We start from the raw sequence: 23524 nt of genomic DNA, 5'->3' as shown, positions 1-23524 counted from the left end.
AGCCATCTTCTTTCTGAAGATGGCTCTGAAGCTAATAGCTTTTATACTTAATATGCTCTTACTGTTTTACCTTCCATAAAGTTAATAAAAGCTTTATTTACTACTTTATTTCCACCAGGAGTAGGGTAGTTGCCGGTAAAATACCAGTCTCCCTTATGTTCCGGACAAGATTTATGCAGATTGTCTACAGTCTGATACACAATTTCAAGGTCTGCCTTAAGGTCTGCCGGACGTACAATCTTTCCAATCATTTCAGATACCTGCTCATAGGTAAATGGTTCATACAACTCTTTTACAAAATTGGGTGCACCTTTTACAGTACCTTCAGCCACACATTTCTCATACACATCATCAATAAGGTTTTCCATGTGTGCTTCTTTAAGTAATGCTAATACCGCACGGAAAGCGACAAAGTCGTTCATTTTAGACATATCGATACCGTAACAGTCAGGGAAGCGAATTTGTGGAGCAGAAGATACAATCACTATCTTTTTAGGCTCCAGCCTATCCAACATACGAAGTATACTTTTCTCCAATGTGGTTCCTCTAACGATAGAGTCGTCTACTACCACTATGTTGTCTACTCCTTTTTTGATTACCTCATAAGTAGTATCATAAACGTGAGCTACCAAATCATCACGTTGGTTATCGTCGGTAATGAAAGTACGTAGCTTAGCATCTTTTACCACCAGTTTTTCTACCCGAGGACGAAAGGACAACAAACGAGTGATATAAGACTCATCAATATTGTCTCCTTTTTTCTGGGCCTCACGAATAGCAGCAATACGCTCATTACTCAAATGATCTTCCAGCCCCTGAAGCACACCTAAAAATGATGTTTCTGCGCTATTAGGAATATATGAAAACACAGTGTTCTGCAAATCATAGTCTATTCCTTTGAGTATTTGAGGGATAAGGAGTTGGCCTAGTTTTTTACGCTCGTGATAAATATCGGGGTCGGAGCCTCGCGAAAAGTAAATTCGTTCAAAACTACAAGAACGTTTATCCAGCTTATCTATAAACTGTTGTTCACTATAGTTGCCCTGCTTGTCTATAATAAGAGCATGGGCTGGCTCAATTTCTTTAATGCTATCGTAAGGCACATTGAAAGCAGTTTTGATAGCCGGTTTTTCAGAAGCTACTACTACTACTTCATCATCTGCATAGTAGTAAGCCGGACGTATACCCGCAGGGTCGCGAGCTACAAACGAAGAGCCGCTACCGATAAGGCCTGCCATCGCATAGCCTCCATCAAAGTCTTTGCAAGAGCGCTGCAATACACGCTGCAAATTCAGGGTGTCTTCTATTATTTCTGTAACCTGCTGGTTGGTATGGCTAAACTTATACTGGTCAAACAGCTCCTGGTTTTCCTGATCCAGAAAATGCCCTATCTTTTCCATAACCGTAATGGTGTCCGCCTTTTCTTTAGGATGCTGGCCTAGTTTTACCAGTATATCAAACAGTTCATCCACATTAGTCATATTAAAGTTACCAGCAACTACCAGGTTACGGCTTCTCCAATTATTTTGCCTGAGCATTGGATGGCAGTATTCTATTGAATTTTTGCCATGTGTACCATAACGGAGGTGTCCAAGCCAAAGCTCTCCGGTAAACGCTACATTCTTCTGCAACCATTCCGCATCCTGAAGTTTTTCGTCGCCGTACTGCTTCTTTACTTTTCTAAATTTTTTATTAATCTTTTTAAAGACCTCAGCAATAGGGCGCTCTGCTATAGACCGATAACGACTAATATAACGAGAGCCGGGAGGTACATCTATTTTAATGTTAGCTACTCCTACGCCATCCTGTCCACGGTTGTGCTGCTTCTCCATCAACAAGTAAAGCTTATTGACACCGTAGAGCGGACTACCATACTTGTCAATATAATATTGAAGTGGTTTACGCAGACGAATCATGGCTATACCACACTCATGTTTAATAATATCGGTCATAACAGACTTTTTATAATAGCTTTATATTAAAATACGAAACCCAGAGTTAAAAGTGTATCATTTTAATTACTTCCATCAGCCAGTCTGCTTTAAAGAACAGCAGCAGTAATGGAAATATTAATATTATTGCTAACACCTTGTCTTTCAGGTGTATTGTACGGTAAGAATCAATTATTTGGCTTTCTAAGCCTGATTTTTCCTCACTCAGGTCTTCTTTCTGTTTAAAAAACATGAAATAAGGAATCTTCAAATAATAGAATAATGAAACTACTGTATTAAGCAACCCTATCAACAAAAGCAAAACCATAATAGTGCTATTTGTATCCTGATAAGTTTGCCAAAGCGAGGAAAAAATGAAGAGTTTTGCCGTAAAGCCTGCAGTGGGGGGCAGGCCGGTAAGGGATATCATTACGATCAGTATTAAGATTGCTAAAAGAGGCAGTTCTTTACCCAGCCCCTTGTAATCTTTAATGTATTCGTAGCCTGTTTGTCTGCTAACTATTTTAATAAGGAGGAAGGCAGCAAAGTTCATAAGCAGATAAATAGCAGCATAGAAGGCAATACTATGGGTAGCAAATTCTGAATAAGCTACCACACCTATCAGTAAAAAACCTGAGTGAGCAATGGAAGAGTAAGCGAGCATACGCTTAGCATTAGTTTGAGACAGCGCAGCAAAGTTACCTACTACTATGGTAATGATCGCCACTGCGCTTAATGCCCACTGCCAATCCAGGTAAGGTATGTTAGTGTAAAGACCATCAAAAAGAGGAAGGATACGAAGCAGCAGGACCAGACCCGCCAACTTAGGCACCACTGAAAAAAGAGCTACTACAGGTGTAGGAGCACCTTCGTAAACATCAGGAGTCCAGATATGAAATGGGACTGAAGAAATTTTGAACAGCAAACCCGCAGAAACAAACATGATGGCTATCAGCAAAGCTGGTGCTGGTATTTCAATCAAGCCTTCTAGCAGGCTAAGGTCCGTAAATAGTAAGCTTCCGCCAAATCCATAAATTAAAGAGATACCATATAACATTAGTCCAGAGGCTACTCCTCCAAAGAGTAAGTATTTGATCCCTGCCTCTGCGCTTTTCTTGTCAAAATTAAAATTGGTAAGAATGTAAGAGCAGATAGACACAAGCTCTAAGGATAGGTAAAGCATTAAGAAATTAGCGGACATAGCCATGAGCGAAGCTCCTAAGATAAGGCCATAAAGTATTACATAGTATTCGCCCAGGCTACGCAATGATTCTATACCCATCTCTTTGGTTCCACTGCGGTAATGTATGCTCAAAAGAATGGCCAACACTCCTGCCAATGAAAATAGGCCCTTAAAAAAGATAGCCATTCCATCTAGGTGAAGCATGTCTAGCAGTAAAAGACTTTCCTGAGTACCAAGCAGAGTTTTCCACTGTAAGTAAAGGGAGAATAAATGTGCTATAAAACCCAGCAGAGAGATACTGATCAGCCAGTAAGTTGCTCTTTTGGAAAAGATGAGATCCGACAGTAGTAGCAACAGAAGAAAAGCTAGCAGTACAGCTTCAGGTAGTAGGTACCTGAGACTCTCTGTTATATTAGTGAGCTGACGCTCTAAGGTATCGGTATCTATAAATTGCTGCACGTAGACTTATCTGAATATGAGCTGTAAATTTTCTTTTCCCTGTGTATTGACGTAATACACAAAATTACTGACAGTAGCGTCTATCATATCAATAAGCACCTGAGGGAAAATACCAAAAACTACAATGGCGAAGGCCAGAGGCACTAGCATTATATATTCTCTGACATTTAAATCTTTTAGCTTGCTTGTCCAGGCAGTATCTCTGACATAATAAGTACCAAAAAACATTCTTTGTAGAGTCCAGAGGTAGTAAGCAGCACCTAATATCAGACCCAGGGTAGCTAGTATTGGCATCCAGCGGGGGAGCAGTTCATTTAATGTAGCAGAGTTAAATGCACCCAAGAAAACCAGCATCTCTGCAATAAAACCCGAAAAACCAGGAAGCCCCAGTGAGGCAAAAAAGGCTATGACCACCAGTGCGGTAAAGTATGGCATTTTAGCCGTTAAGCCGCCGTAGTGCGCAATCATACGATCGTGCGTTCGATCATAAATAACACCAGCTACCAAAAACAGCATAGACGAAATAAGACCATGGCTAAACATTTGATAAATACCACCGCTGATTCCCTCAACCGTTAAGGAAGCAAGCCCCAGCATTACAAAGCCCATATGAGAAACGGAAGAGTAAGCAATCAGTTTTTTCAGATCTTTCATGGCCAGTGCATTCATTCCTGCATAGATAATTGCTATTAGCCCAAAGAGGCCTATCCACCAGGCATAGTGTACTGCCCCTTCCGGAAAAATGCTGTAAGCAGTTCGTAACATTCCATAAGCCCCGATTTTTAAGAGTATACCTGCAAGAATAACCGAGATGGGTGTGGGCGCTTCTACGTGGGCATCAGGCAACCAGGTATGCAGCGGTACTGCCGGTAGCTTGATAGCAAAGCCTATTAGTAAAGCAAGAAAAGCCCATAGTCTGACAGATAAACCCAAGAGGCTCGCCTGGCTTAATATGTTGAGGATAGTACCGGGGATATAATTGGCGGAATCCATCATGGCTAGCATGTTAAAAGTACGAACCAGATTTTCTGAGGCTATCTGACCACTAGCGAGTAAAGATTGTACCTGCTCAATGATCTGAGGGTTTACCTGATCTGCATGGGTAGCCAGCCCTAGCGACAAAGCTGTTTCTACTGGGTCAATTACGCTTACATAAAGGCCAATAATTGCAATCAGAATAAAAATAGAACCCAGGAGGGTGTATAAAAAGAATTTGATGGCGGCATATTCTCTTCTGGGCCCACCCCACATACCAATAAGAAAGTACATGGGCAGTAGCATAAACTCAAAAAAGAGATAAAAAAGAAAGAAATCCAGTGCAAGGAAGCAACCTACTACTGAGGCGCTTAACAGCAAATACAGAAGAAAGTAGCCCTTTACATGGTTGCGAATACTCCAGGATGATATAGCTCCAATTGTCAGTACCAGTACCGCAAGAAGCACCATGCTGATGCTCAGCCCGTCTACTCCCAGATAATAGTCAATAGACAGGGTGCCCAGGCTCCCCATATCCATTTGTATCCAGTCTGCTTTTTCTGTTAGCTGGATAACAGCATACCTGCTGCTGTTCGCGTAATCTTCGCTTGCGGCCTGAGGGGTATGCTCAAAACGGGTGTACACAAAAATGGCTACGCCTAGTTGTAGCAGGGTAGCCAATAAAGTCATCCATCTGAAAACCTGTACATGTCGTGCAGGAAGCAGCAACATAACGAATGCTACTGTCAGAGGAATAAATATTAAAAGTGATAATAGGTATGAATCCATGTAATCAAGCTGACTCAGTTTGTATCGCTTGTTAACGAAGCTTCAAAATTAGCTATTCTGATGGAAAGATAAATTGTACAGACATATTTTTTACAAAGCAGTTCCTTTGATTACCTTCTTTTAAAAATACAGGGCATTAAAAAAGCCTGACTAATTGCCAGGCCAAGCTATATAAGGTCAATTAAAGCTTTATTTATCTTTTTTATAATCGCCTCTTTTTAAAGACTTAATAAACTCTGCCCAGGCAAAAGGGTTAAGCAAAGGGTTAGGGCGTGGTCCTGCTCCATACTGCAAACGATCAAACTGCTGATTCATGAAGTAACGGTGGTTCATGCTACCATCCATAGGCATAGCTTCAAACATTCTGGCGAGCAGGTCTGCATTAAGGGTTTCGTCCATGTTATCGTATTGGTCTTGGTTGGGCAGTTCCAAGGCAAGCACCGCTTCTTTAAAAATCTCTTCAGTGGGGAAAGGAAAGACTACAACTCCTGGTAGGTAGGTAGTATCTGTCTGTAACTCTACCACTATGGTTAGGCCCTCTCTTTGTTTTTCGGGCACCAGATAGTATTGCTTTTTATAACCGATAGAACTAATAATAACGCTGTCTCCGGCCAGCACTGGCAAAGAAAAATAACCATACTGATTGGTAGACGTACCTCGCCCCGCAGCAGGCACATAAATATTGGCTCCTGCTAAGGCTGAAGTGCTATCTTCACCTAAAACTAGTCCTGAAAGCTGAATCACGCTGCTTTTACCCTGGGCCTGTACTGTAGTAGTAGACAGCATGAGCATCAGCAACATACACCCTATTACCCCTATGACTTTATGCATATCCTTCAAATCAGCTTAAATTTCTTATTTAACTTTTAACGAATGTTTTACTAAAATAGTCACAGAAAATCAATATTAATAGCACACTAACAATAAAAAGCTTGTTATAGCTCAAGATAGGATTGCATTTTATCAATATTGAGTGTGTGATTGCAGATATACTCTACTATGCGCGTAAAAAATTTTAGTTTAAATTTTGGTCTGGGTGTGTTTAAAGCCTTTTCTGATGAGGCCAGAGTCAGAATACTTCATCTTCTGCATAAAGAGGAAGAGATGTGTATAACCGACCTGGAGCATATATTAGATTTTACACAAACTAAGACTTCTCGTCATTTAAGATACTTAAAAAACGCAGGACTTGTAAACTCTCGTAAGGTTGACCAGTTTGTGTATTATCGTATTAAAAACCAGGCGCAGGATATCATCGGCCAAATTTTTCAGTATATGCAAAAGGATGCTACTTTGCTCAAAGACCTTGAAACATTTCGCATCCTGTATTCTAATCGTGAGTTAGCAGTATGGAAGCTTCATCACCAAAAGAAGCTATACTCCAGTTAAGATACTTTCTGTAGATGATCTTTATCTACTTTGCCTTTACTAATGAGTAGAAGACCTATAAAAGTAAGTGCTCCGTTTACAATTAGAATAAAGAAGCCAAACTTAAATCCGTTAAATAAAAATTCAGAATTGCTATCCAACAGAAAGCTAATTACAGGTGCCAGCAAACAAACGTAAGGGACAAAACGGTCGTTGGCCTTCAGCTTAGTGTACAAGCCATAAGAATATAAGCCTAGCAAGGGGCCGTATGTATAGCCAGCTACTTTAAATACGGCTACAATTACGCTATCATCATTGATAGCGTTAAAGATGAGAATAACAAAGAAAAGCAGTACCGAGAACATCACATGAACTCTCATTCTTACTGCTTTACTGATATCTTTACCTTTTTCTGCCCTGGTTTCGGCTCTGTCGTTACCCTGGCCTAAAAAGTCTACGCAAAAAGAAGTGGTTAGTGCTGTAAGGGCTGAGTCTGCGCTGGAGTAAGCCGCGGCCACAATACCCAGCAGAAAGATGATCCCCGCATAAGTATCAAAATGATTTACAGCCAACATAGGGTAAAGGTCGTCAGTACGCTCAGGTATAGCAATTCCTTTAGCATCGGCATACAGAAAGAGCAAAGCCCCCAGTGTAAGAAACATCAGGTTTACAAATACTAGGGTTACGGTAAACCACTTCACATTCTTTTGCGCTTCGCCCAAATTTTTACAGGTCAGGTTTTTCTGCATCATGTCCTGATCCAGACCAGTCATTACTATGGCTATAAACGCTCCTGAAATGAACTGTTTGAAGAAGTTGTTGGCACTTGCCCAGTCCCAGAAAAATATTTGAGAAATCTTTCTATTCTCTACTGTAGAAATCATTTCACCTACAGACAGGTCTAGCTCCTGCCCGATAAGAAATATACTAATAGCTACAGAGAGCAACATAAACAAAGTCTGTAGCGTATCGGTCCACACAATAGTTTTGATTCCTCCTCGGAATGTATACATCCAAATCAGGATGATAGTGACCATAACTGTAACCCAGAAGGGAACGCCGAAGCTATCAAACAGCGCAATCTGTAGTACACCTGCTACCAGAAAAAGTCTAAAAGATGAACCAATAAGACGAGAAAGCAGGAAGTAGAAGGCTCCTGTTTTGTAGGACCAAAAGCCAAACCTGCGCTCCAGGTAACCGTAGATAGATACCAGGTTGAGCCGATAGTAGAGAGGCATAAGTACCAGTGCTATGAACGCATAGCCAGGCACGTAACCCAGTACTACCTGAAAATATGAAAATTGGGAGTTGCCCACTTCACCGGGTACCGATATAAATGTAACACCAGATAAGGAGGCGCCAATCATACCAAATGCTACTAAATACCAGGGTGAAGAACGGTTGGCAGTAAAGAATGTCTGAGAGGTTGCGTTACGTGAGGTAAAGTAGGATATCAATAAAAGAACTACAAAATATCCGGCAATTACACTTAGAACTAATACTGGTGACATGTGTTATTGTTAAGTAATGGGGGCACGAAATTGGGTCTTTTTTTTTAAATTTGCTAAATGGAGAAGTTCAAAACTATGAAAAACGCAGCAATTGACGAAGAAGTGGAAGTACTTGAGCAAGTATTACAGCAAGACAAAGAAGAAGTCGTAGAAAACAAAGATCTCATTGTGTTGAATGATGATTACAACACTTTTGATCACGTTATAAACACGCTGATTAAAGTCTGTAAACACAGCCCTGAGCAGGCCGAACAGTGTACACTAATCATACATTATAAAGGGAAGTGCTCGGTAAAAAAAGGCAGCTATGAGGAACTTAAGCCTAAACGAGATGCCATTACTGATGCCGGCATTGGTGCTATTATACGATAATTTTTAGATTTTTTTAGCCAACACCCTTTATAGCCAGATCTTGTATGGAGTACCCTTCTAAACTAATAGAAGATGCCGTAAACGAAATTGCCAAACTACCTGGCATAGGTAAAAAGACGGCTTTAAGACTAGCTCTGCATATGCTTCGCCAGGATGAAGATTTCACCCAATCTTTGTCAAAAGCTTTAATAGACCTGCGCACAAAAACGAAGTACTGCAAACTATGTCATAATATTTCTGATGCTGACTTGTGTGGTATTTGCGCTAACGAAAGGCGAGACAGAAGTATTATTTGTGTGGTAGAAACTGTTACAGATCTTATTGCGATAGAAAATACTTCTCAGTACCGAGGCTTGTACCATGTTTTGGGTGGGGTTATTTCTCCTATTGAGGGTATAGGCCCCGGTGAGCTAAACCTCCAGTCTGTTATTGAAAGAGTAACTGCACCCGACTCTGAAGTAAAAGAGTTGATACTGGCTCTCAGTTCTACTATGGAAGGGGATACTACCGCATTTTTTATTACGAAAAAGCTAAAAGATCAGGCTGTTAAAATTACCAGCCTGGCTCGTGGTGTACCCATTGGTAGTGAGCTGGAATATACTGATGAAATTACACTTGGCCGAAGTATTCTTGGGCGCAAGGCGTATGAGCAAGGTTAGCGTTAGCCAGTTCTGGCTATACTCCAGAACAACAGCACCCAACCTATAATCATTAATAGTCCTCCTATGGGCGTAATAGCTCCCAGCCAGCGTAAACCGCTTAAGCAAAGTATATACAGTGAGCCTGAAAATATGAGGATGCCTACTATCATGGATAAGCCAGCGTAATCCAATAGTTTATCCTGTATTCTGTACATCAGTAGTCCAATCACTAATAGCGCAAGTGTATGATAAAACTGGTATTTTACTGCGGTTTCAAAAGTATCCAAGCGATTGCTTGCTTCCAGGCTTGCTCTTAGAGCATGAGCTCCAAAAGCGCCTATCATAACAGAAAGTGCTCCAAAAGCAGAGGCACTTAATAGTATTAATTTTTGCATATGTTATTTATAGTTCCTCTTTCCGAAAATAGTGGTACCTACTCTTAGCATTGTACTCCCTTCTTCTAATGCCAGTTGATAATCGCCACTCATTCCCATAGAAAGTTCTTCCATCTTTACATGAGATGGTAAGCTAGTGTCGGATTTAACCTTATCAAATATCTTTTTTAAAGATTTAAACTCTCTTCTCACTTGCTGGTCATTCTCGGTAAAAGTGGCCATGCCCATTAGCCCTATTATATTGACATGCTGAGCACCTGCCAACATATCTCCATGCAATATATCCATTAATTCCTCTTCAGACAGACCAAATTTACTTTCTTCCTCAGCAATATGCATCTGTAACAGACAGTTTACCTTTCTATCCACTTTTGCCGCCTGTTTCTCTATTTCTTTAAGTAAGCGTACACTGTCAACCGCATGGATCAAATGTACGAACGGAACAATATACTTTACTTTGTTTCGCTGCAAATGACCTATCATATGCCATCGTATATCTTTGGGCAAAGCTTCATACTTATCGGTCATTTCCTGTACCTTGTTTTCTCCAAAGTCTCTTATGCCCGTTTCATATGCCTCCATTAATAGTTCTTTGGGCTTGGTTTTACTTACTGCTACCAGTTGGCAGCGGTATGGTGCAATATCAGCTTGTATACTTTTTATATTTTCAGCTATACTCATAACTACATTTTATCATTTAATGCTTAACTCTCTTCCTTAACAATGCTTATTTAAGTGGGTTCTGTATGCACTGGTAATTTATATAAAACAGTAAAAGGTAAAAACTCAGGCAAAGATGAAAAAATGTGTACTGCTTCTGTTTTTTTTTATTTTTTTGACACAGGCTTACGGCCAAAATAACAATGAACTACTTCAGTTTAATGAGACACGCCTCAAGATCAGCAAGATCGGAATGCTTAGCCTAGGAGCTTGGGCCATAGCCAATATTGCTACAAATGGAGTGTTAATGTCCAGGACTGAAGGTAGACAGTACTATTTTCATCAAATGAATACCTACTGGAATATAGTAAACTTGGCAATAGCCGGGTTTGGTTACTATAACAGTATTCAATCCTCTACTGATGGACTCACTCTCTCTTCTTCAGTAAGTGAATTTTATGGATTGCAAAAGATGTTGTTATTTAATGCCGGTTTAGATGTGGCCTATGTAGCAGGAGGTTTACTATTATTGGAAAAGGCTAAAAGTTCTGCCAAAAGACAAAATAGGTTTAGAGGTTACGGGCAGGGATTGATTTTACAGGGAGCATTCCTTTTGGCATTTGATAGTGTGATGTACTTCTTAATGGATTCTCACGCATCTGAACTGCTACCTCTACTTCAGGTTTCAACGGAGGGCATTGGCCTTCGTATTCAGTTTTGATTAATAATTTATGGAAACAACATATTATTCTGTTCAAGATACAAACAAACTTCCGGACCAACCGGGCGTATACAAATTCTACAATAATCAGCACGATCTCATTTATGTTGGAAAGGCTAAAAGCCTGAAAAAAAGAGTAAGCAGTTACTTTAATCGCTCTGCCGGTAGCAGTCGTAAAACACGCAAAATGGTGAGTGAAATAAACACTATTGAGTTTACCATTGTCAACTCTGAATTTGATGCTCTTCTTCTGGAGAATAGCCTTATCAAAAAAAACCAGCCTAAGTATAATATTCTGCTTAAAGATGATAAAAGCTACCCATATATACTTTTAACTAGAGAACGTTTTCCGCGTATAATTCCAACTCGTCGGATGGTGCCTAATGCAGGTAATTATTTTGGCCCTTTTGCCAGTGTTAAGGCCATGAATAATATTCTGGATCTAATCCGAAACCTATATACCATCCGAACTTGTCGTTATGACTTATCAGAGGAAAATATACTTTCAGGTAAGTTTAAAGTATGTCTGGAGTACCATATAGGCAACTGCAAGGGCCCTTGCGAAAATTTACAGAGCGAACAGGATTATAATCGTGATATCGAGCAGGCTGCTAACATTCTGAAAGGTAACCTTGGAGTTGCTCGTACTTACTTTAAAGAACGAATGCAGGAAGCAGCTGAGGCTTTAGAGTTTGAACAAGCGCAATTGTATAAGGATAAGATTGAGCTTCTTTCAAAATACCAGGCAAAGTCTTTAGTAGTTAATCCGCAAATTGGAGACACGGACGTGTTTACTATTGTCTCTGATGGAAAAATTGCTTTCATCAACTATTTAAAAGTTAACAAAGGCTCTATTGTACTTACCAAAACTATAGAAGTAAAAAAGAAACTAGATGAGCCAGATGAAGAGATTATAGCTTTAATGATAGTTGAATTAAGGAACAAATACCTTAGCTCAGCAAAAGACTTGCTCACCAATATTGATATAGCCATTGAAATTGAGGGGGTCAATATTATTATTCCTAAAATAGGCGATAAGCGAAAACTGGTAGATATGTCTATTAAAAATGTACTTTTTTATAAAAAAGAACGCTACAGCCAGACGCAAACCACCAAGCAAAAAGAAAACAGAGTGCTGGTTACACTTAAAGAGGATCTGCGAATGAAAGATATTCCTATGCATATTGAGTGCTTTGATAACTCAAATATTCAAGGAACAAACCCGGTAGCATCTATGGTATGCTTTAAAAATGGTAAAGCTTCTAAAAAGGACTATAGAAAATTTAATATTAAAACAGTAGTAGGTCCGGATGATTTTGGCTCCATGCAGGAAGTAGTTTTCAGGAGATACAGCCGCTTAAAAAACGAAGACCTACCTATGCCTGACCTTATTGTTATAGATGGAGGCAAAGGACAATTGAATGCAGCCACCAAAGCTCTTAAAGAATTAGACCTTTATGGTAGCATTCCGATCATAGGAATTGCCAAAAGGCTGGAAGAAATTTATACTCCAGAGGACCCTTACCCATTACATATAGATAAAAAGTCTGAGTCCCTGAAATTGTTGCAGCGTATTCGTGATGAAGCGCACCGCTTTGCTATCACTTTCCACCGTCAGAAACGCTCTATTTCAGCGCTTAAAACGGAACTTGAAGACATTCCAGGTATTGGAAAAAAGACAGCTATGTCTTTGCTGAAGAACTTTAAGTCCTTAAAAAATATTAAAGAGGCTGATGAGGATTCTTTAACTTCCTTAATTGGTTCAGCGAAAGCGAAAGCAGTTATTCAAGGCTTAAAAATGCAAAAAGGAGAAGCCTAAGCTCCTCCTTCTATATGTATAAACAATTGTGTTATGATAACATTAATACTCCCAAAGCTCGTGCTCTCGTTCTAAAAGATCGTATTCAAAATTTAATGACTCCATCAAAGCAGCTCTTCTATCACCACCTGTTTTGTCAATAATATACTCATCTTCAGGATTTGAGTACTTAACGATATGTGCATTGAATAACCTTAAATCAAATGCATGCTTCAAGTTAAGATGCTTAGCATCGTTATAAGGGTTAACCCATATCGCTAACTCTGGATTTTCTTCAAAAACTCTTACCAGGTCAATGTACTTAAATGTTGCCACAGGCTTTTGCAAACCAGTTGTAGGGAACATTTCAGGAGGTAAAATCATAGTAACTGACTGTACATCAAAATACTGACGTCCTCGTTCTTTGTCAAAGATAATATCTTCCATAATTTCTAGGATAGTTACATCTGTAGCAAAGAAAAGGTTATCCATGCTTGATGATGAAGATGATGCTTCTTCTGTACTCGCAGGAGTAGCAGTACCTTCAGCACCCTGACCTTCTGAGGATGAATCATCCCCCCAGCCACCGCCCCAGCCATCGTCTTGCTGAGTTTCTTCCTGTGGCTGACCAAAGCCCATAGCTATCTCATCTTCTGAAAGACCAGGACCATCGGTAGGAATTGACATATTCTCAATAAACTGTTCTTTGGACATACGCTCATTCAGTGAATCACTGGTATAGGGGTAAAGCGTACCATTCAAGACAGCATTGATCATTACTTTAGTAATTTCCCTATTAGTAGAGAAAAAAGGTTTATTCTGCTTCTCTTTCAGGTCCATACGCCTCCATACTCTCGTTTTATAGAACTGGTCTGACTCATGGACAGGACGGAGTGAGTTGGAGTTGTATCCATCAGACTCTTGCGCCATCAGAGAGGTACTCACGCAGAGGGTAAACATGAGTCCACCCAAACTACGTTTAACAATTCTTTTTAAATGCATCATAACACACCTGTTTATATCTTTTTAAATCTAGTTCAAAGGAACGTTGATAAATTTCTCACTTGCTCCCAGAGGAACTTCTTCGATTTCGTTACGGAAATTTCTACGCTGTACCTTTTTAATTTCTATCACTAATCTATCTCCAGCTTTAGCCTGAGACATCAGACGTCCAAGGTTTGCCTGCTCATTGTTTAGTGACTCTTTGCCAATAGGACGGCTACCTCTTGCTAAGATAATTTCTGCTTCTGCTACTCTATAACGTGCATCTTTAGGTAAGAAAGAAGCGAAATCTTCATCAGGAATAGCTTGTACTTTAATTGATCTTAAACGGCTGGCAGTTTCACCTTTCTGCATGTTAACTAATCCGCCACCTGGTCCTTTTACAACTATAGTAGGTTTAGGCACACGCTTAACAGTAAAAGTTTCGCTACCAATATTGTTACCACTACTACTAACACCTAGAGTAAGCTTAGGAGCTTTAGGTATTACAGTAACAGAACCTGTTTTCTTACCTTTAATAGCCGTACCACCTTTAGCAGTAAAAGTAGGATCGTATGAAGTACCAAGCGCTGGAACATTCACCTGTAATTCGTTACCACAGTTCAGATAGAGAGCTTGTACTGACTCTGACTGAATCTGAATTACTGGTTTAGTAACATAGTAATTAAAAGTCTCTTCGTACGTTTCTTTTTTACCACCCTGCTCAATCATGATAGCTGCTTTAAAAGACTTTTCAGCTTTATTGCTTTCATCATACTTGTCAGCACTTGCAGTAAACTCAATCTTACCCATACCACCTTCAACAGGAATTTGCTTTCCGTTTACAGTCATTACAGGGTCTGCGGCACTAGATGATGCAGCAATGAAAAGATCAGCTTTATATTTAGTACCCGCAGCAATTACGTTTGACTCAGGTCTAACCATAGCTACGATGTTGTCAAACTTCATATCGGCAGCACCAACTTTACGAGCAAGGTTATCAAGTGCTAATGTCTCACGAGAAAGCACCTCATTTTTTAGCTGACTTAATGAAGCCAAACCTGCTACCATAGGTGTACTTTGAAAAGTAATCTCAGAGAAACTTTTCATGTTTTGCTCAGGATTATCCTTAAATACCGGGTTCTCAATAGCATCAAGAGCAATAGGGCTTACCTCTGTTCCAGTAGTGCTAGATAAATAACCTGCATATCCATTCAGGATTTTCTTAAGCTCTTCACCTTTTCCTTGTCTTACCATAAGGTCAGCAATTTCGTCTTCGCTCTTGCTACCTTTGTAAGTACCATCTTCGTCAGTACCACCAGTCAAGACTATAAATTCTTCTTTCAACGCATCCAGTGTGTTCAAAACTTCGTTAGTTTTGGCTCTTACTTCTCTAGCCTTCTCTAACACTGCTACGTCTTCTTTGCGGTTTCCTGCTTCTTCCACTGCTGACTGAATACGTTCAACAGTGTTATTATTTTGAGCTTTAGCACCAGTTGCAGATTGCTCAAGACTATTATCTATGAAGATAAACTTCTCTAGTACTGTATTACTTACTTGTAAGGCCAGAAGGGCGGTGAGTACGAGGTACATCATACCGATCATCTTCTGCCTTGGGGATTCGTTTCCTCCAGCCATATTATTTAGTTAATTAGAGTAATGAATAAATCAATACAAATAATTAGGCCTTCATGGCACTAAGCATGTTACCGTATACTCTGTTCAATGAAGAGATATTGTTGTTCAAAGAAGCAAAGTTCTTCTTGAAGCTTTCAGCATCTTTACTTGCTTCAGAAACATTTTCCATCGCCCCGCTAAGGTTTGAGTAGAATTTGTTCATTGCTTTCAGGTGACTGTTCGCGTCTTGAAGCTCCATTTCATACACAGCATTTAAAGAAGCAAGGTTCTTAGTTACGCTCTGAACCTGAACATGATACTCCTTAGTATCTTTACTAGCATCAGCCATAGATGACATAGCCTGTATAGCTGTAGAGTAAGATTTATTCATATCAGAAAGAGAAGAAGAAGCTGCTTTTACATTTTTAGCGTACTCATCAGTAGCTACTGCCGCATTTGAAAGAGACCCCATTTTAGATACAGAGTCAGATAAGTTTTTCATACCTCTACCTAGACTGTCAATTAATTCAGGACCAACTTTTGAGCTTTCCAGCATAGCATCCAGCTTCTTAGTTACAGAGTCGCCATTGCTTTTGCTTTTACCATTCGAAATTTTTCTTCTGTCTGCGGCTTCAGTATCTCCTACAAGTTCAGGGTATACCAAAGACCAGTCATATTCCTGATGCTTAGGCTCAAATGCACTAAATAAGAAGATAATTGCTTCTGTGGTAAGTCCTACCCCTAGCATAATACCAGCTCCTGGCAGGTGAAGAATTTTAAACATTGCTCCTACAATTACAACTGCAGCACCTATACCGTAGATTTTAGGCATGATAGTGCCATAAAGTAATTCTGAGAATCCACCTTTTTTCTTGCTCATTGTTTTAAGATTTTCTAAGTGATTTACTGATTTAGATTGTTAAGAATTGATTAGAATTCATTTCCAGAAGAGCGACCGATGTAAGTCATGGCGCATCTGAAGCCTGTATAAGCTGTAGTAGAGTCTTTGTGTGAGAAAGTTCTTGTTCCAGTCTGAAGGAAATAGGAAACATCCTTCCAAGAACCTCCTCTTACAACTTTACGAGGCTCATTCTCATCGTTATAGGTAGGGTTCAAATCCCATACGATTGCAGTTGCTGCAGGATTGTAGGCGTCTTCGCACCATTCAGATACATTTCCTGACATATCGTATAGTCCGTAATCATTAGCAAAGTAGGCAGCTACCGGTGCAGTATAAGCAAAACCATCATCATAATAGTTTCCTCTACCCGGCTTAAAGTTAGCTAACATACAACCTTTAGAGTTTCTTATATAAGGACCTCCCCAAGGGTATTTAGCCATATCACGACCTCCTCTTGCTGCATATTCCCATTCTGCTTCAGAAGGGAGACGGAAGTTTGGCATTACAAACATTCCATTGCTTTCGCGGTAGTTATTAAGGTAAGCTGTTCTCCACTGGCAAAATACCTGTGCTGCTTCCCAATCTACCCCTACAACAGGATAGTTGTCAAATGCAGGGTGAGACCAGTAGTACTGTACAAGAGGATCTCCCATGTGATGGGTATAATTTCTTGACCATACAGTAGTGTCGGGGTATAATTCGTCGTTAACGAAATTAGCTCCTTTACCGACTAAAAACTCGTATTCGCCCTGTCCTTCCTGTACTTCATAGATAAACTGACGATACTCATTATTAGTAATTTCAGTATCATCCATGTAAAAGGCTCCGATTGTAATCTGCTTGTTGAAGTTGATCTGAGAGGCAATTGGATCTTCATCCGACTGACCAGTGTGAAAGGTACCGGCAGGTATTTGTACCATACCATAGGGAGTGGGCATACCATCATACTCTCTGCCTTGTACTCCTACCAGTTGGCCGTAATCCTCACCGTTATCACCGAAGAGTCCGCAACCCTGTAGCGCAAAGATTAACGCAACAGAGCACATCGCACTCCAGCTTCTTAGAAGAGTTCTGCTCATAACACAAATTGTTTTTATACATACACGAAATATCAACACAAATATTGTAATCCTGTTCCAACTCTACTACTCAAATTCCTTCATTTTCCTGTCTTGTAAGATTTATCCTTTTTTAGGATGTAAATTTTACTAATCTAATAATAAATATGATTATAACAACCTATTGTCTAAATCTAGGTGTCCTTATAATCTTTTTATCACTGGCGGAAGTCATAGGTAAGCTATACGTAACCATGATTTCATGAGAAGTGGCAGCTTTTGCTTCCTGGGCAATGATGGTATAATCAAAAGCATAACCTAGTTTCAAAGATTTTTCTTTAAAAAAACTATACCCTATCATACCTACCATAGCCTCCTGTTGGCGAAAAGATACCCCCCCCCACATGGTATTATCGTATGTGGCCAATACTCCTATGTCAAATGAGTAGGTGTTTAAATCTGACTGCACCAAAAAAGATGGAGTCAGACGTACTTTATATGTGGGTTCATAATCAAACCCTCCTGTTACAGCTATATGACTTTCAAGTGGGTTGTTGAGGGTATCTATCCCTACAAACCCAAATTGAGTATCTATTAAATGTTTGAAGCCTACGCCTACATAATACTGACGAGCACGATAAAATACTCCTACAGATAAGTCTGGTCTTAACTGCGAAATACGACCTTGCTCTCTAAGCAAATCATCGTTAGGATCTACGAAGCGATACTGATCGTAATCTACTGTTTGAGAAAAAGCTCCAACTCTTACTCCTAAGCTTAATTTTCCATCACCTACACCTAAGTGATATGCAAAAGAAGCCTGTGCCTCTAAATTTGTAAGAGGTCCTATGTTGTCATTAACAATATGCAGACCAAAACCACTTCTTAGGCGAAGTATGGGTGCATTTAAACTTATTACCTGAGTATTGATTCCTCCAGCATCATCAACGCTAGGCTGATAGCCAGCCCATTGAGTCCTGTGGAAAGCCGTTATGGTAGTTACTCCTTCTACGCCAGCATAGGCGGGATTATAGAAAAGAGTATTAAACATATACTGGCTGAACTGCGCACTCTGCTGCCCAAGACTTTTTGTCAAGCCTATAGTCGTAATACAAACAAGTACAAGTATGATTGTTCTATTCATATGCGATTGCAAAAAGCACTGATCAAGTCCAAAGGTAACAGTTCAGCAAATATTAAATTAATCAATTATGACTATAACATACAACGTATACTAATGTATCTAATTGTACCGCTGCATACAATAATCCAATTGAAAAACTTTACTGTTTGTTTGCCTCTTTGATATAAGCTTCAAGTGCACCAGTCATAGATGGCGCATTGGGCATAGGGGCCTGAATATCTAAAAAGAGGTCTGCTTCCTCTACTGCTTTTGCAGTTGTTGGCCCAAATGCAGCAATACGGGTTTTGTTTTGTTTGAAGTCAGGAAAGTTTACAAAAAGTGAATTGATGCCTGACGGACTAAAAAATGCGATAATATCATAGTTTACATCAGCAAGGTCTGATAGATCGGCTGCTACGGTTTCATACATTACTGCTTCGCTGAATTTGTAAGCATTTTTCTCAAGAAAATCCGGAATATCGTTCTTTCTGATGCTTGAACAAGGAAAGAGGTACTTCTCGCCTTTGTGCTTTTTCAAGATTTCTATCAGATCCTGAGCGGTACGGAAACCAGTAAAGATTTTTCTTTTTCTGATAACGATATATTTCTGAAGGTAATTAGCTGTTTGCTCAGAAATACAGAAATACTTCATCTCGGCAGGCATCTCAATTTTAAGCTCAGCACAGATGCTGAAGAAATGGTCAATAGCATTTCTGCTCGTAAAAATGATAGCCGTGTGGTCGAGAATATCTACTTTTTGCTTTCTGAAATCCTTAACATTCACGGGTTTTACCTCAATAAATGGTCTGAAGTCCACCTTAATGTTATATTTCTGGGCAAGATCGTAATAAGGTGACTTTTCATTTTGTGGTTCTGGTTGAGAAACGAGTATACTTTCTACTTTGTATAATCTTTCTTTGGGATTTTTGATCGTGCTTTCGCTCATACTTACACCTATTTTTTAAAAGTAAAGTTCTATATAATGGGCTGTATTTATGAATAATACTCTTAATGGAAACACAGAAAAAACCATATTAATTCTGTTGCATTATTCCTACCTTAAGCTAAGGAAGCTAAATAACTAGTACTTCAAGGCCTACTAATAAGGGTATGACTTCTGCGATGCAAATGTACGAAAATAAATACACATTTCTAAATGAAGCATTTCTGAAAAGCCTGAAATACAGAACGATAACCCGCACACTTGCCAGGAGTATAAATAGATAAATAATCACATTAAAGTAGCTGTCATTGTAGTAGCCGATTCCTGCAAATACAACAATTAGTAATGCAAACAGGAAAGCACTATAAATCAAAGACATACGCATGTAATCCAGCATATAGATAGAGCGCAATTGCCTTAACTTGAAGAGTGCCCCAAACAACATTACGATAATATACTTAAGCCAAATAGTTGCCAACACGAGCAAAGCTACCTGAGCCCATAAGAGCATATATCCTCCAAAAGAATTGGGTTCAAAATTTATATAGGGTATGCTAACTTCTATTAGATTAGTAGTAGAGACCAACATGATAAACAGAAAAGCTATTAAAAAGCAATGTTGCACCAGGAACATTACATGAGCCTCATTAACTAAGCGTATTCTACTATTATCTTCTCTAATCTTTAGAGAGAAAACTCTAGACAAGTCATACAGGTTTCTAAAAATACGGGGGTATTGATTGATAAGAATAGCATATAATACTAAAAGTATTAAAATGCCTGCTGTAAAATAATCTTGCAGAATAGACATCTCTCTTATCTGAGAAAGATTGGTAGCCAGAGAAGTCATATCTTTTTTATCCTGTACTACCCACAACCCTATACTTTCAAAGTCTTTTTGTGGTTGATATACAGAAATCAAGATATTTTCTTTTCCGTGGCTGGCTCTGAGGCTATCAATATCTAGTACCAGGCAACCTTCTTCCTGAAAGTAGGAGGAGATTTTTTTCTCTATAAGTACAGCACTATTAGCAGGAGCACAAATAAGAAAATCATTACTACTATAGCGCTTAGTATTTAATACCACACCTATAAGTGGTACATTCGTCATTTTTTTGTTAATGTAGGGCACATAACGATCGTTATCATCAATAGTAATCCACTCCCTGTTTAAATCTTTAATTGCTTCATACTTAGACTGCCACTCTTCCTGAGGAAGTTGAGCACCTAATAGGTTGAAATGGAAGGAAAATAAAATAAAAACGAAGAACGATTTTCTCATATAATTTTAAACCAGCTAGCCTTTTATATGCCTAATGCAGCAGTAATTGTACCGCAAATGTAAGGTTCAGCACTTTCATACATGAGTGTTTATGTAATAAATTTGACTATGAGGCACCAAATACTTTTTAAAAACGGCTGATATAACCAAAATGAATTTTTGAAGTACTAAAATCTATACTCTCATAGTCTGATTTACCTATGGCATAAGCGATATTGAATATTCCCAGATCAGTAGATAGGCTAAGTCCTAACCCAAAACCTAAAGGAGACAAATTATAATCGCCACTTAAGCTATGTCCTAAATAAGCCTGATCATAAAAGGCATACACATAAGACTGGGTATTCGTTTCTTCTTCCAACAATAATCTAAACTCCAGATTTGATAAACCATAAAAAGCGGAAAAGTAGAAGTTATCCGTAAAACCTCTTAATGTGCGAATTCCTCCCAGTCGGTACAAATCGTTTAAGTAAAGGTGCTCTCCGTGTACAAAAACTCCAGAAAGGCGATGATAAATTAAAGCCAGACCTCCTAATTTATGATATTGACTTAAAGACAATTCTGAGAAAGGTTGCCAGCTAATTAGCGCTCCACCTTTTTCTGTCAGGCTGTTTTTTCTGCCAAGACCTGTATTTGTTATTAACTGCCACCCATTAGTAGGAAAAACTACATTATTGAGTCTGTTAAAATGTAGACCAATAGAAAAGTTTAGCAGACTAAAATCTCTAATTTCAGCGAAACTACTTTTCACTCCTGGCTGTAGTTCGCTTAGAATATTGCTGTTACGAAGCTCACTTCTTAAGTTTATCATACTGCCCTTAGGCAAAGGATATGACAAAGCAAATTGCAGGTTTCTGTTGATGTAAAGTGTATCTTCTTTTAGCAAACTGAAAGAAATTGCTGCCTGTAGCGGGGAGCGAAAAAGATAAGTGTGTTCATATGCAATATTGAGTTGCTGTGACTCCAGTTGTAAACGTTGCCATTTAAAGTGAAGGCGCCTTCCTTTTCGCATCAGATTGTTGAGTAGTATCTCTACGCTGCCAGTAAGCAATACCTTACCACCTTCATTTTCATTAGGCAAAAAATTGATTAGACCATCCACCTGATTTACCTTCCTCTCTTTCAGATTAAGGTAGATTTCCGCTTCATCATTTTGGAAGCGTACTTCTGGAGGGGAGACCAGCTCAACATAAGAAAGACTTGCCATGGCCGCTTCAATCTGCTTAACTTTTTTCTCACTATACACTCCTGAGGGCTCAACTTTGAGAAAAGTAGCCAGAAAGGCAGGGTCTATTTTATGGGTACCTTCTACGTGCAACTCCCCGAAAGTAATGAAAGGTCCGGGCTGATACAAGAGGCTAGCCGTTACTTCTTCTTCCACAATTCTTATCTCATTCAGGCGTATACTGGCAAAGGGAAAACCCTTATTTTCAGCTGCTTCAAGTATTTCCTCAAACATTTGAGCTATTTCCTGATAGGAGAAGGGTTCATTAAGAAACAGCCTTTCTCTAAAACCCGATTGCTCCTGCATTGCCTGATCCAGATTACCTACCTGCAATAGCGCCCACTGGAACCTAGGCCCCACATTGAATTGTAACTTCCATAAAGTACTATCTAGCTTTTGTAGCTGAGAAAAATGAGCTGTTAAATAGCCTTGTTTTTGAAGCATAGAAACTACTTGTGTAGCTTCTTGAATCGCAGCAAGACTATCTAAAGGTTTGTCTTTGGGCGAGTAATTTCGCCTTATTACTTTTTGATCTTCAGCTGAAGTTTCCAGAATTAATTGCGCTTGTAATTGCCCAGCTTTACACAGTAGGGTAAACATGGACAATAAGCATAAAATCCTGATTATCATCTCTATCCAGATTAATTCTGCAAAGACAAAACTCTCTCAAAAATGGTTTAAAAACAAAAAAGGCAGCCCCGTAGACCTGCCATGTAAGAAAGCAAATGGAATTACAATGCACATTCTTTGCATCGTACAACAACAGATTTAAATAAATCTATTTGAAAAACTGATTTGTATAAAGTGTAGAGGTATTTACCTGCTCATAGTCTAAAAATACAACTTCTACATCCTTCAAAATCCGATGATCAATCATCCAATTAATAAACTGTATCCAACGCTCACCTTCCATAAATCCCCACCGCCTTTCAGATAAAATAGCGGGTCTTATCCTTTTTAAGGTAGCTCTTAAAAAGTCTTTATTTCTAATCTCAGGCTCCTTTACGTTTTGGTGTAAAACTTCAGCCGTATTTTCAGGAATCAGCTCCACATTACTTATTAACAATAGAGAATAGCCGTATGGTATCTAATAATCAGTTATTTGAAACGAATAATAACCTAAGCCTTCATCTCAAATTTTGCTTTTGCTCCCCCCTCAAGGCAGTAAAACCCAGGTCGTTTTTACATCACCTGTCAGCAGGCTATCCCACATACTAAACATAGGTGGGTTACTGATATTCAGTTTACCCTCTCCTCCATCGTTTATGACTATTTGTCTTACAACATCATTTTCAAAACGAGCATCATAAGACGCAAACTTTCGCCCATCCATGCTAGCGGGGCGTTCAATTCCGTGGCTTTTTAAACTAATAATAGCGCTGGTATCTTTTTGCAGGTTGCCAGCAATAGCAACTAAAGGTATTGGTGTTTTTTGTGTATTGTAGCTAAATACACTTTCTGATGGGCCTATTTCACTATCTACTTCTTTTCTTGATAGTTTTTTGCCGGTGTAAGGATATGGTTATCCGCTGAGGGATCTATAATTTCAATTTCGTGACCACTTTACGCATAAAATCCTTGATACTTGACA

The 23524-nt window shown here is 39.2% G+C and carries 23 protein-coding genes; 6 read left to right on the top strand and 17 right to left on the bottom strand.

Annotated features, from left to right (window positions below; all coding sequences use genetic code 11):
- Window positions 1-47: 47 nt before the first annotated feature.
- The 4 genes from PZB74_RS10020 to PZB74_RS10005 form a co-directional block, all read right to left on the bottom strand.
- Complete coding sequence (locus PZB74_RS10020; protein WP_302242458.1) at window positions 48-1952, bottom strand: amidophosphoribosyltransferase; 1905 nt, start codon at window positions 1950-1952, stop codon at window positions 48-50.
- Between the two features lie 46 nt (window positions 1953-1998).
- Entirely contained in the window at window positions 1999-3573 is a 1575-nt protein-coding gene (locus tag PZB74_RS10015; RefSeq protein ID WP_302242457.1) for an NADH-quinone oxidoreductase subunit N, read from the bottom strand.
- A 6-nt stretch (window positions 3574-3579) separates the two neighbouring features.
- The gene (locus PZB74_RS10010; protein WP_302242456.1) at window positions 3580-5337 is read right to left on the bottom strand and encodes a complex I subunit 4 family protein; all 1758 of its coding nucleotides are present in this window, start codon (window positions 5335-5337) and stop codon (window positions 3580-3582) included.
- 189 nt (window positions 5338-5526) lie between these two features.
- The gene (locus tag PZB74_RS10005; protein ID WP_302242455.1) at window positions 5527-6168 is read right to left on the bottom strand and encodes a carboxypeptidase-like regulatory domain-containing protein; all 642 of its coding nucleotides are present in this window, start codon (window positions 6166-6168) and stop codon (window positions 5527-5529) included.
- Window positions 6169-6336: 168 nt separating this feature from the next.
- Here PZB74_RS10005 and PZB74_RS10000 point away from each other — a divergent pair, with 168 nt between their 5' ends.
- Window positions 6337-6726 (top strand): ArsR/SmtB family transcription factor, encoded by a 390-nt coding sequence (locus tag PZB74_RS10000; RefSeq protein WP_302242454.1) that lies wholly within the window; start codon window positions 6337-6339, stop codon window positions 6724-6726.
- Here the strand turns inward: PZB74_RS10000 and PZB74_RS09995 are convergent.
- Window positions 6723-8216: a sodium:solute symporter gene (locus PZB74_RS09995; RefSeq protein WP_302242453.1), complete on the bottom strand. Its 1494-nt coding sequence runs from the start codon at window positions 8214-8216 to the stop codon at window positions 6723-6725. The two genes, PZB74_RS10000 and PZB74_RS09995, sit on opposite strands and share 4 nt — an antisense overlap.
- Before the next feature lie 75 nt (window positions 8217-8291).
- Here PZB74_RS09995 and PZB74_RS09990 point away from each other — a divergent pair, with 75 nt between their 5' ends.
- Window positions 8292-8588: an ATP-dependent Clp protease adaptor ClpS gene (locus PZB74_RS09990; protein WP_302242452.1), complete on the top strand. Its 297-nt coding sequence runs from the start codon at window positions 8292-8294 to the stop codon at window positions 8586-8588.
- Between the two features lie 44 nt (window positions 8589-8632).
- A complete protein-coding gene (recR, locus tag PZB74_RS09985; RefSeq protein WP_302242451.1) occupies window positions 8633-9247 on the top strand; it encodes a recombination mediator RecR in 615 nt (204 codons plus the stop codon).
- Window positions 9248-9249: 2 nt separating this feature from the next.
- Here the strand turns inward: recR and PZB74_RS09980 are convergent, their stop codons facing one another.
- Together PZB74_RS09980 and PZB74_RS09975 are read right to left on the bottom strand one after the other, a co-directional pair.
- The gene (locus tag PZB74_RS09980; protein ID WP_302242450.1) at window positions 9250-9624 is read right to left on the bottom strand and encodes a DUF423 domain-containing protein; all 375 of its coding nucleotides are present in this window, start codon (window positions 9622-9624) and stop codon (window positions 9250-9252) included.
- A 3-nt stretch (window positions 9625-9627) separates the two neighbouring features.
- Window positions 9628-10305: a YggS family pyridoxal phosphate-dependent enzyme gene (locus tag PZB74_RS09975; protein ID WP_302242449.1), complete on the bottom strand. Its 678-nt coding sequence runs from the start codon at window positions 10303-10305 to the stop codon at window positions 9628-9630.
- A 115-nt stretch (window positions 10306-10420) separates the two neighbouring features.
- Between PZB74_RS09975 and PZB74_RS09970 the strand changes: the two genes are divergently transcribed.
- Together PZB74_RS09970 and uvrC are read left to right on the top strand one after the other, a co-directional pair.
- The gene (locus PZB74_RS09970) at window positions 10421-11005 is read left to right on the top strand and encodes a DUF6992 family protein (RefSeq protein ID WP_302242448.1); all 585 of its coding nucleotides are present in this window, start codon (window positions 10421-10423) and stop codon (window positions 11003-11005) included.
- 10 nt (window positions 11006-11015) lie between these two features.
- Entirely contained in the window at window positions 11016-12824 is a 1809-nt protein-coding gene (gene uvrC / locus PZB74_RS09965) for an excinuclease ABC subunit UvrC (RefSeq protein WP_302242447.1), read from the top strand.
- Window positions 12825-12866: 42 nt separating this feature from the next.
- On the opposite strand, the gene porN is transcribed toward uvrC, so the two are convergent.
- The 8 genes from porN to PZB74_RS09925 all read right to left on the bottom strand — a co-directional run bounded on the left by porN (window position 12867) and on the right by PZB74_RS09925 (window position 22533).
- Window positions 12867-13808, bottom strand: coding sequence for a type IX secretion system ring subunit PorN/GldN (gene porN, locus PZB74_RS09960; protein ID WP_302242446.1), 942 nt, complete (start codon window positions 13806-13808; stop codon window positions 12867-12869).
- A 27-nt stretch (window positions 13809-13835) separates the two neighbouring features.
- Window positions 13836-15422, bottom strand: a complete 1587-nt coding sequence (gene porM / locus PZB74_RS09955; protein WP_302242445.1) for a type IX secretion system motor protein PorM/GldM — start codon at window positions 15420-15422, stop codon at window positions 13836-13838.
- 43 nt (window positions 15423-15465) lie between these two features.
- Complete coding sequence (porL, locus tag PZB74_RS09950) at window positions 15466-16281, bottom strand: type IX secretion system motor protein PorL/GldL (RefSeq protein WP_302242443.1); 816 nt, start codon at window positions 16279-16281, stop codon at window positions 15466-15468.
- Between the two features lie 50 nt (window positions 16282-16331).
- Window positions 16332-17381, bottom strand: a complete 1050-nt coding sequence (gene porK / locus PZB74_RS09945) for a T9SS ring complex lipoprotein PorK/GldK (protein WP_302242442.1) — start codon at window positions 17379-17381, stop codon at window positions 16332-16334.
- A 160-nt stretch (window positions 17382-17541) separates the two neighbouring features.
- Window positions 17542-18504, bottom strand: a complete 963-nt coding sequence (locus PZB74_RS09940) for a PorP/SprF family type IX secretion system membrane protein (protein WP_302242441.1) — start codon at window positions 18502-18504, stop codon at window positions 17542-17544.
- Between the two features lie 139 nt (window positions 18505-18643).
- A complete protein-coding gene (locus PZB74_RS09935; protein WP_302242440.1) occupies window positions 18644-19429 on the bottom strand; it encodes a uroporphyrinogen-III synthase in 786 nt (261 codons plus the stop codon).
- 127 nt (window positions 19430-19556) lie between these two features.
- A complete protein-coding gene (locus PZB74_RS09930; RefSeq protein ID WP_302242439.1) occupies window positions 19557-20708 on the bottom strand; it encodes a DUF4271 domain-containing protein in 1152 nt (383 codons plus the stop codon).
- Between the two features lie 127 nt (window positions 20709-20835).
- Window positions 20836-22533, bottom strand: a complete 1698-nt coding sequence (locus PZB74_RS09925) for a POTRA domain-containing protein (RefSeq protein ID WP_302242438.1) — start codon at window positions 22531-22533, stop codon at window positions 20836-20838.
- Between PZB74_RS09925 and PZB74_RS09920 the strand changes: the two genes are divergently transcribed.
- Complete coding sequence (locus PZB74_RS09920; protein ID WP_302242437.1) at window positions 22532-22705, top strand: hypothetical protein; 174 nt, start codon at window positions 22532-22534, stop codon at window positions 22703-22705. The genes PZB74_RS09925 and PZB74_RS09920 overlap by 2 nt on opposite strands.
- A gap of 6 nt (window positions 22706-22711) precedes the next feature.
- Here the strand turns inward: PZB74_RS09920 and PZB74_RS09915 are convergent, their stop codons facing one another.
- Both PZB74_RS09915 and PZB74_RS09910 read right to left on the bottom strand, forming a co-directional pair.
- Window positions 22712-22984, bottom strand: a complete 273-nt coding sequence (locus PZB74_RS09915; protein WP_302242436.1) for a hypothetical protein — start codon at window positions 22982-22984, stop codon at window positions 22712-22714.
- Between the two features lie 105 nt (window positions 22985-23089).
- Window positions 23090-23404 (bottom strand): ABC transporter substrate-binding protein, encoded by a 315-nt coding sequence (locus PZB74_RS09910; RefSeq protein WP_302242782.1) that lies wholly within the window; start codon window positions 23402-23404, stop codon window positions 23090-23092.
- Window positions 23405-23524 lie beyond the last annotated feature (120 nt).

The organism is Porifericola rhodea (genome assembly GCF_030506305.1).
Classification (GTDB): Bacteria; Bacteroidota; Bacteroidia; order Cytophagales; family Cyclobacteriaceae; genus Catalinimonas; species Catalinimonas rhodea.
Note: the sequence above shows the minus strand (reverse complement) of the source record. Positions and strands in the feature narration are given on the sequence as shown.

Bases quoted from the DNA above. Each gene is read 5' to 3' on its own strand.
- PZB74_RS10020 (WP_302242458.1), bottom strand. From the start codon at position 1,952: ATGACCGATATTATTAAACATGAGTGTGGTATAGCCATGATTCGTCTG.
- PZB74_RS10010 (WP_302242456.1), bottom strand. From the start codon at position 5,337: ATGGATTCATACCTATTATCACTTTTAATATTTATTCCTCTGACAGTA.
- PZB74_RS10005 (WP_302242455.1), bottom strand. From the start codon at position 6,168: ATGCATAAAGTCATAGGGGTAATAGGGTGTATGTTGCTGATGCTCATG.
- PZB74_RS10000 (WP_302242454.1), top strand. From the start codon at position 6,337: ATGCGCGTAAAAAATTTTAGTTTAAATTTTGGTCTGGGTGTGTTTAAA.
- PZB74_RS09995 (WP_302242453.1), bottom strand. From the start codon at position 8,216: ATGTCACCAGTATTAGTTCTAAGTGTAATTGCCGGATATTTTGTAGTT.
- PZB74_RS09990 (WP_302242452.1), top strand. From the start codon at position 8,292: ATGAAAAACGCAGCAATTGACGAAGAAGTGGAAGTACTTGAGCAAGTA.
- recR (WP_302242451.1), top strand. From the start codon at position 8,633: ATGGAGTACCCTTCTAAACTAATAGAAGATGCCGTAAACGAAATTGCC.
- PZB74_RS09980 (WP_302242450.1), bottom strand. From the start codon at position 9,624: ATGCAAAAATTAATACTATTAAGTGCCTCTGCTTTTGGAGCACTTTCT.
- PZB74_RS09975 (WP_302242449.1), bottom strand. From the start codon at position 10,305: ATGAGTATAGCTGAAAATATAAAAAGTATACAAGCTGATATTGCACCA.
- PZB74_RS09970 (WP_302242448.1), top strand. From the start codon at position 10,421: ATGAAAAAATGTGTACTGCTTCTGTTTTTTTTTATTTTTTTGACACAG.
- uvrC (WP_302242447.1), top strand. From the start codon at position 11,016: ATGGAAACAACATATTATTCTGTTCAAGATACAAACAAACTTCCGGAC.
- porN (WP_302242446.1), bottom strand. From the start codon at position 13,808: ATGATGCATTTAAAAAGAATTGTTAAACGTAGTTTGGGTGGACTCATG.
- porM (WP_302242445.1), bottom strand. From the start codon at position 15,422: ATGGCTGGAGGAAACGAATCCCCAAGGCAGAAGATGATCGGTATGATG.
- porL (WP_302242443.1), bottom strand. From the start codon at position 16,281: ATGAGCAAGAAAAAAGGTGGATTCTCAGAATTACTTTATGGCACTATC.
- porK (WP_302242442.1), bottom strand. From the start codon at position 17,381: ATGAGCAGAACTCTTCTAAGAAGCTGGAGTGCGATGTGCTCTGTTGCG.
- PZB74_RS09940 (WP_302242441.1), bottom strand. From the start codon at position 18,504: ATGAATAGAACAATCATACTTGTACTTGTTTGTATTACGACTATAGGC.
- PZB74_RS09935 (WP_302242440.1), bottom strand. From the start codon at position 19,429: ATGAGCGAAAGCACGATCAAAAATCCCAAAGAAAGATTATACAAAGTA.
- PZB74_RS09930 (WP_302242439.1), bottom strand. From the start codon at position 20,708: ATGAGAAAATCGTTCTTCGTTTTTATTTTATTTTCCTTCCATTTCAAC.
- PZB74_RS09920 (WP_302242437.1), top strand. From the start codon at position 22,532: ATGGACAATAAGCATAAAATCCTGATTATCATCTCTATCCAGATTAAT.
- PZB74_RS09925 (WP_302242438.1), bottom strand. From the start codon at position 22,533: ATGTTTACCCTACTGTGTAAAGCTGGGCAATTACAAGCGCAATTAATT.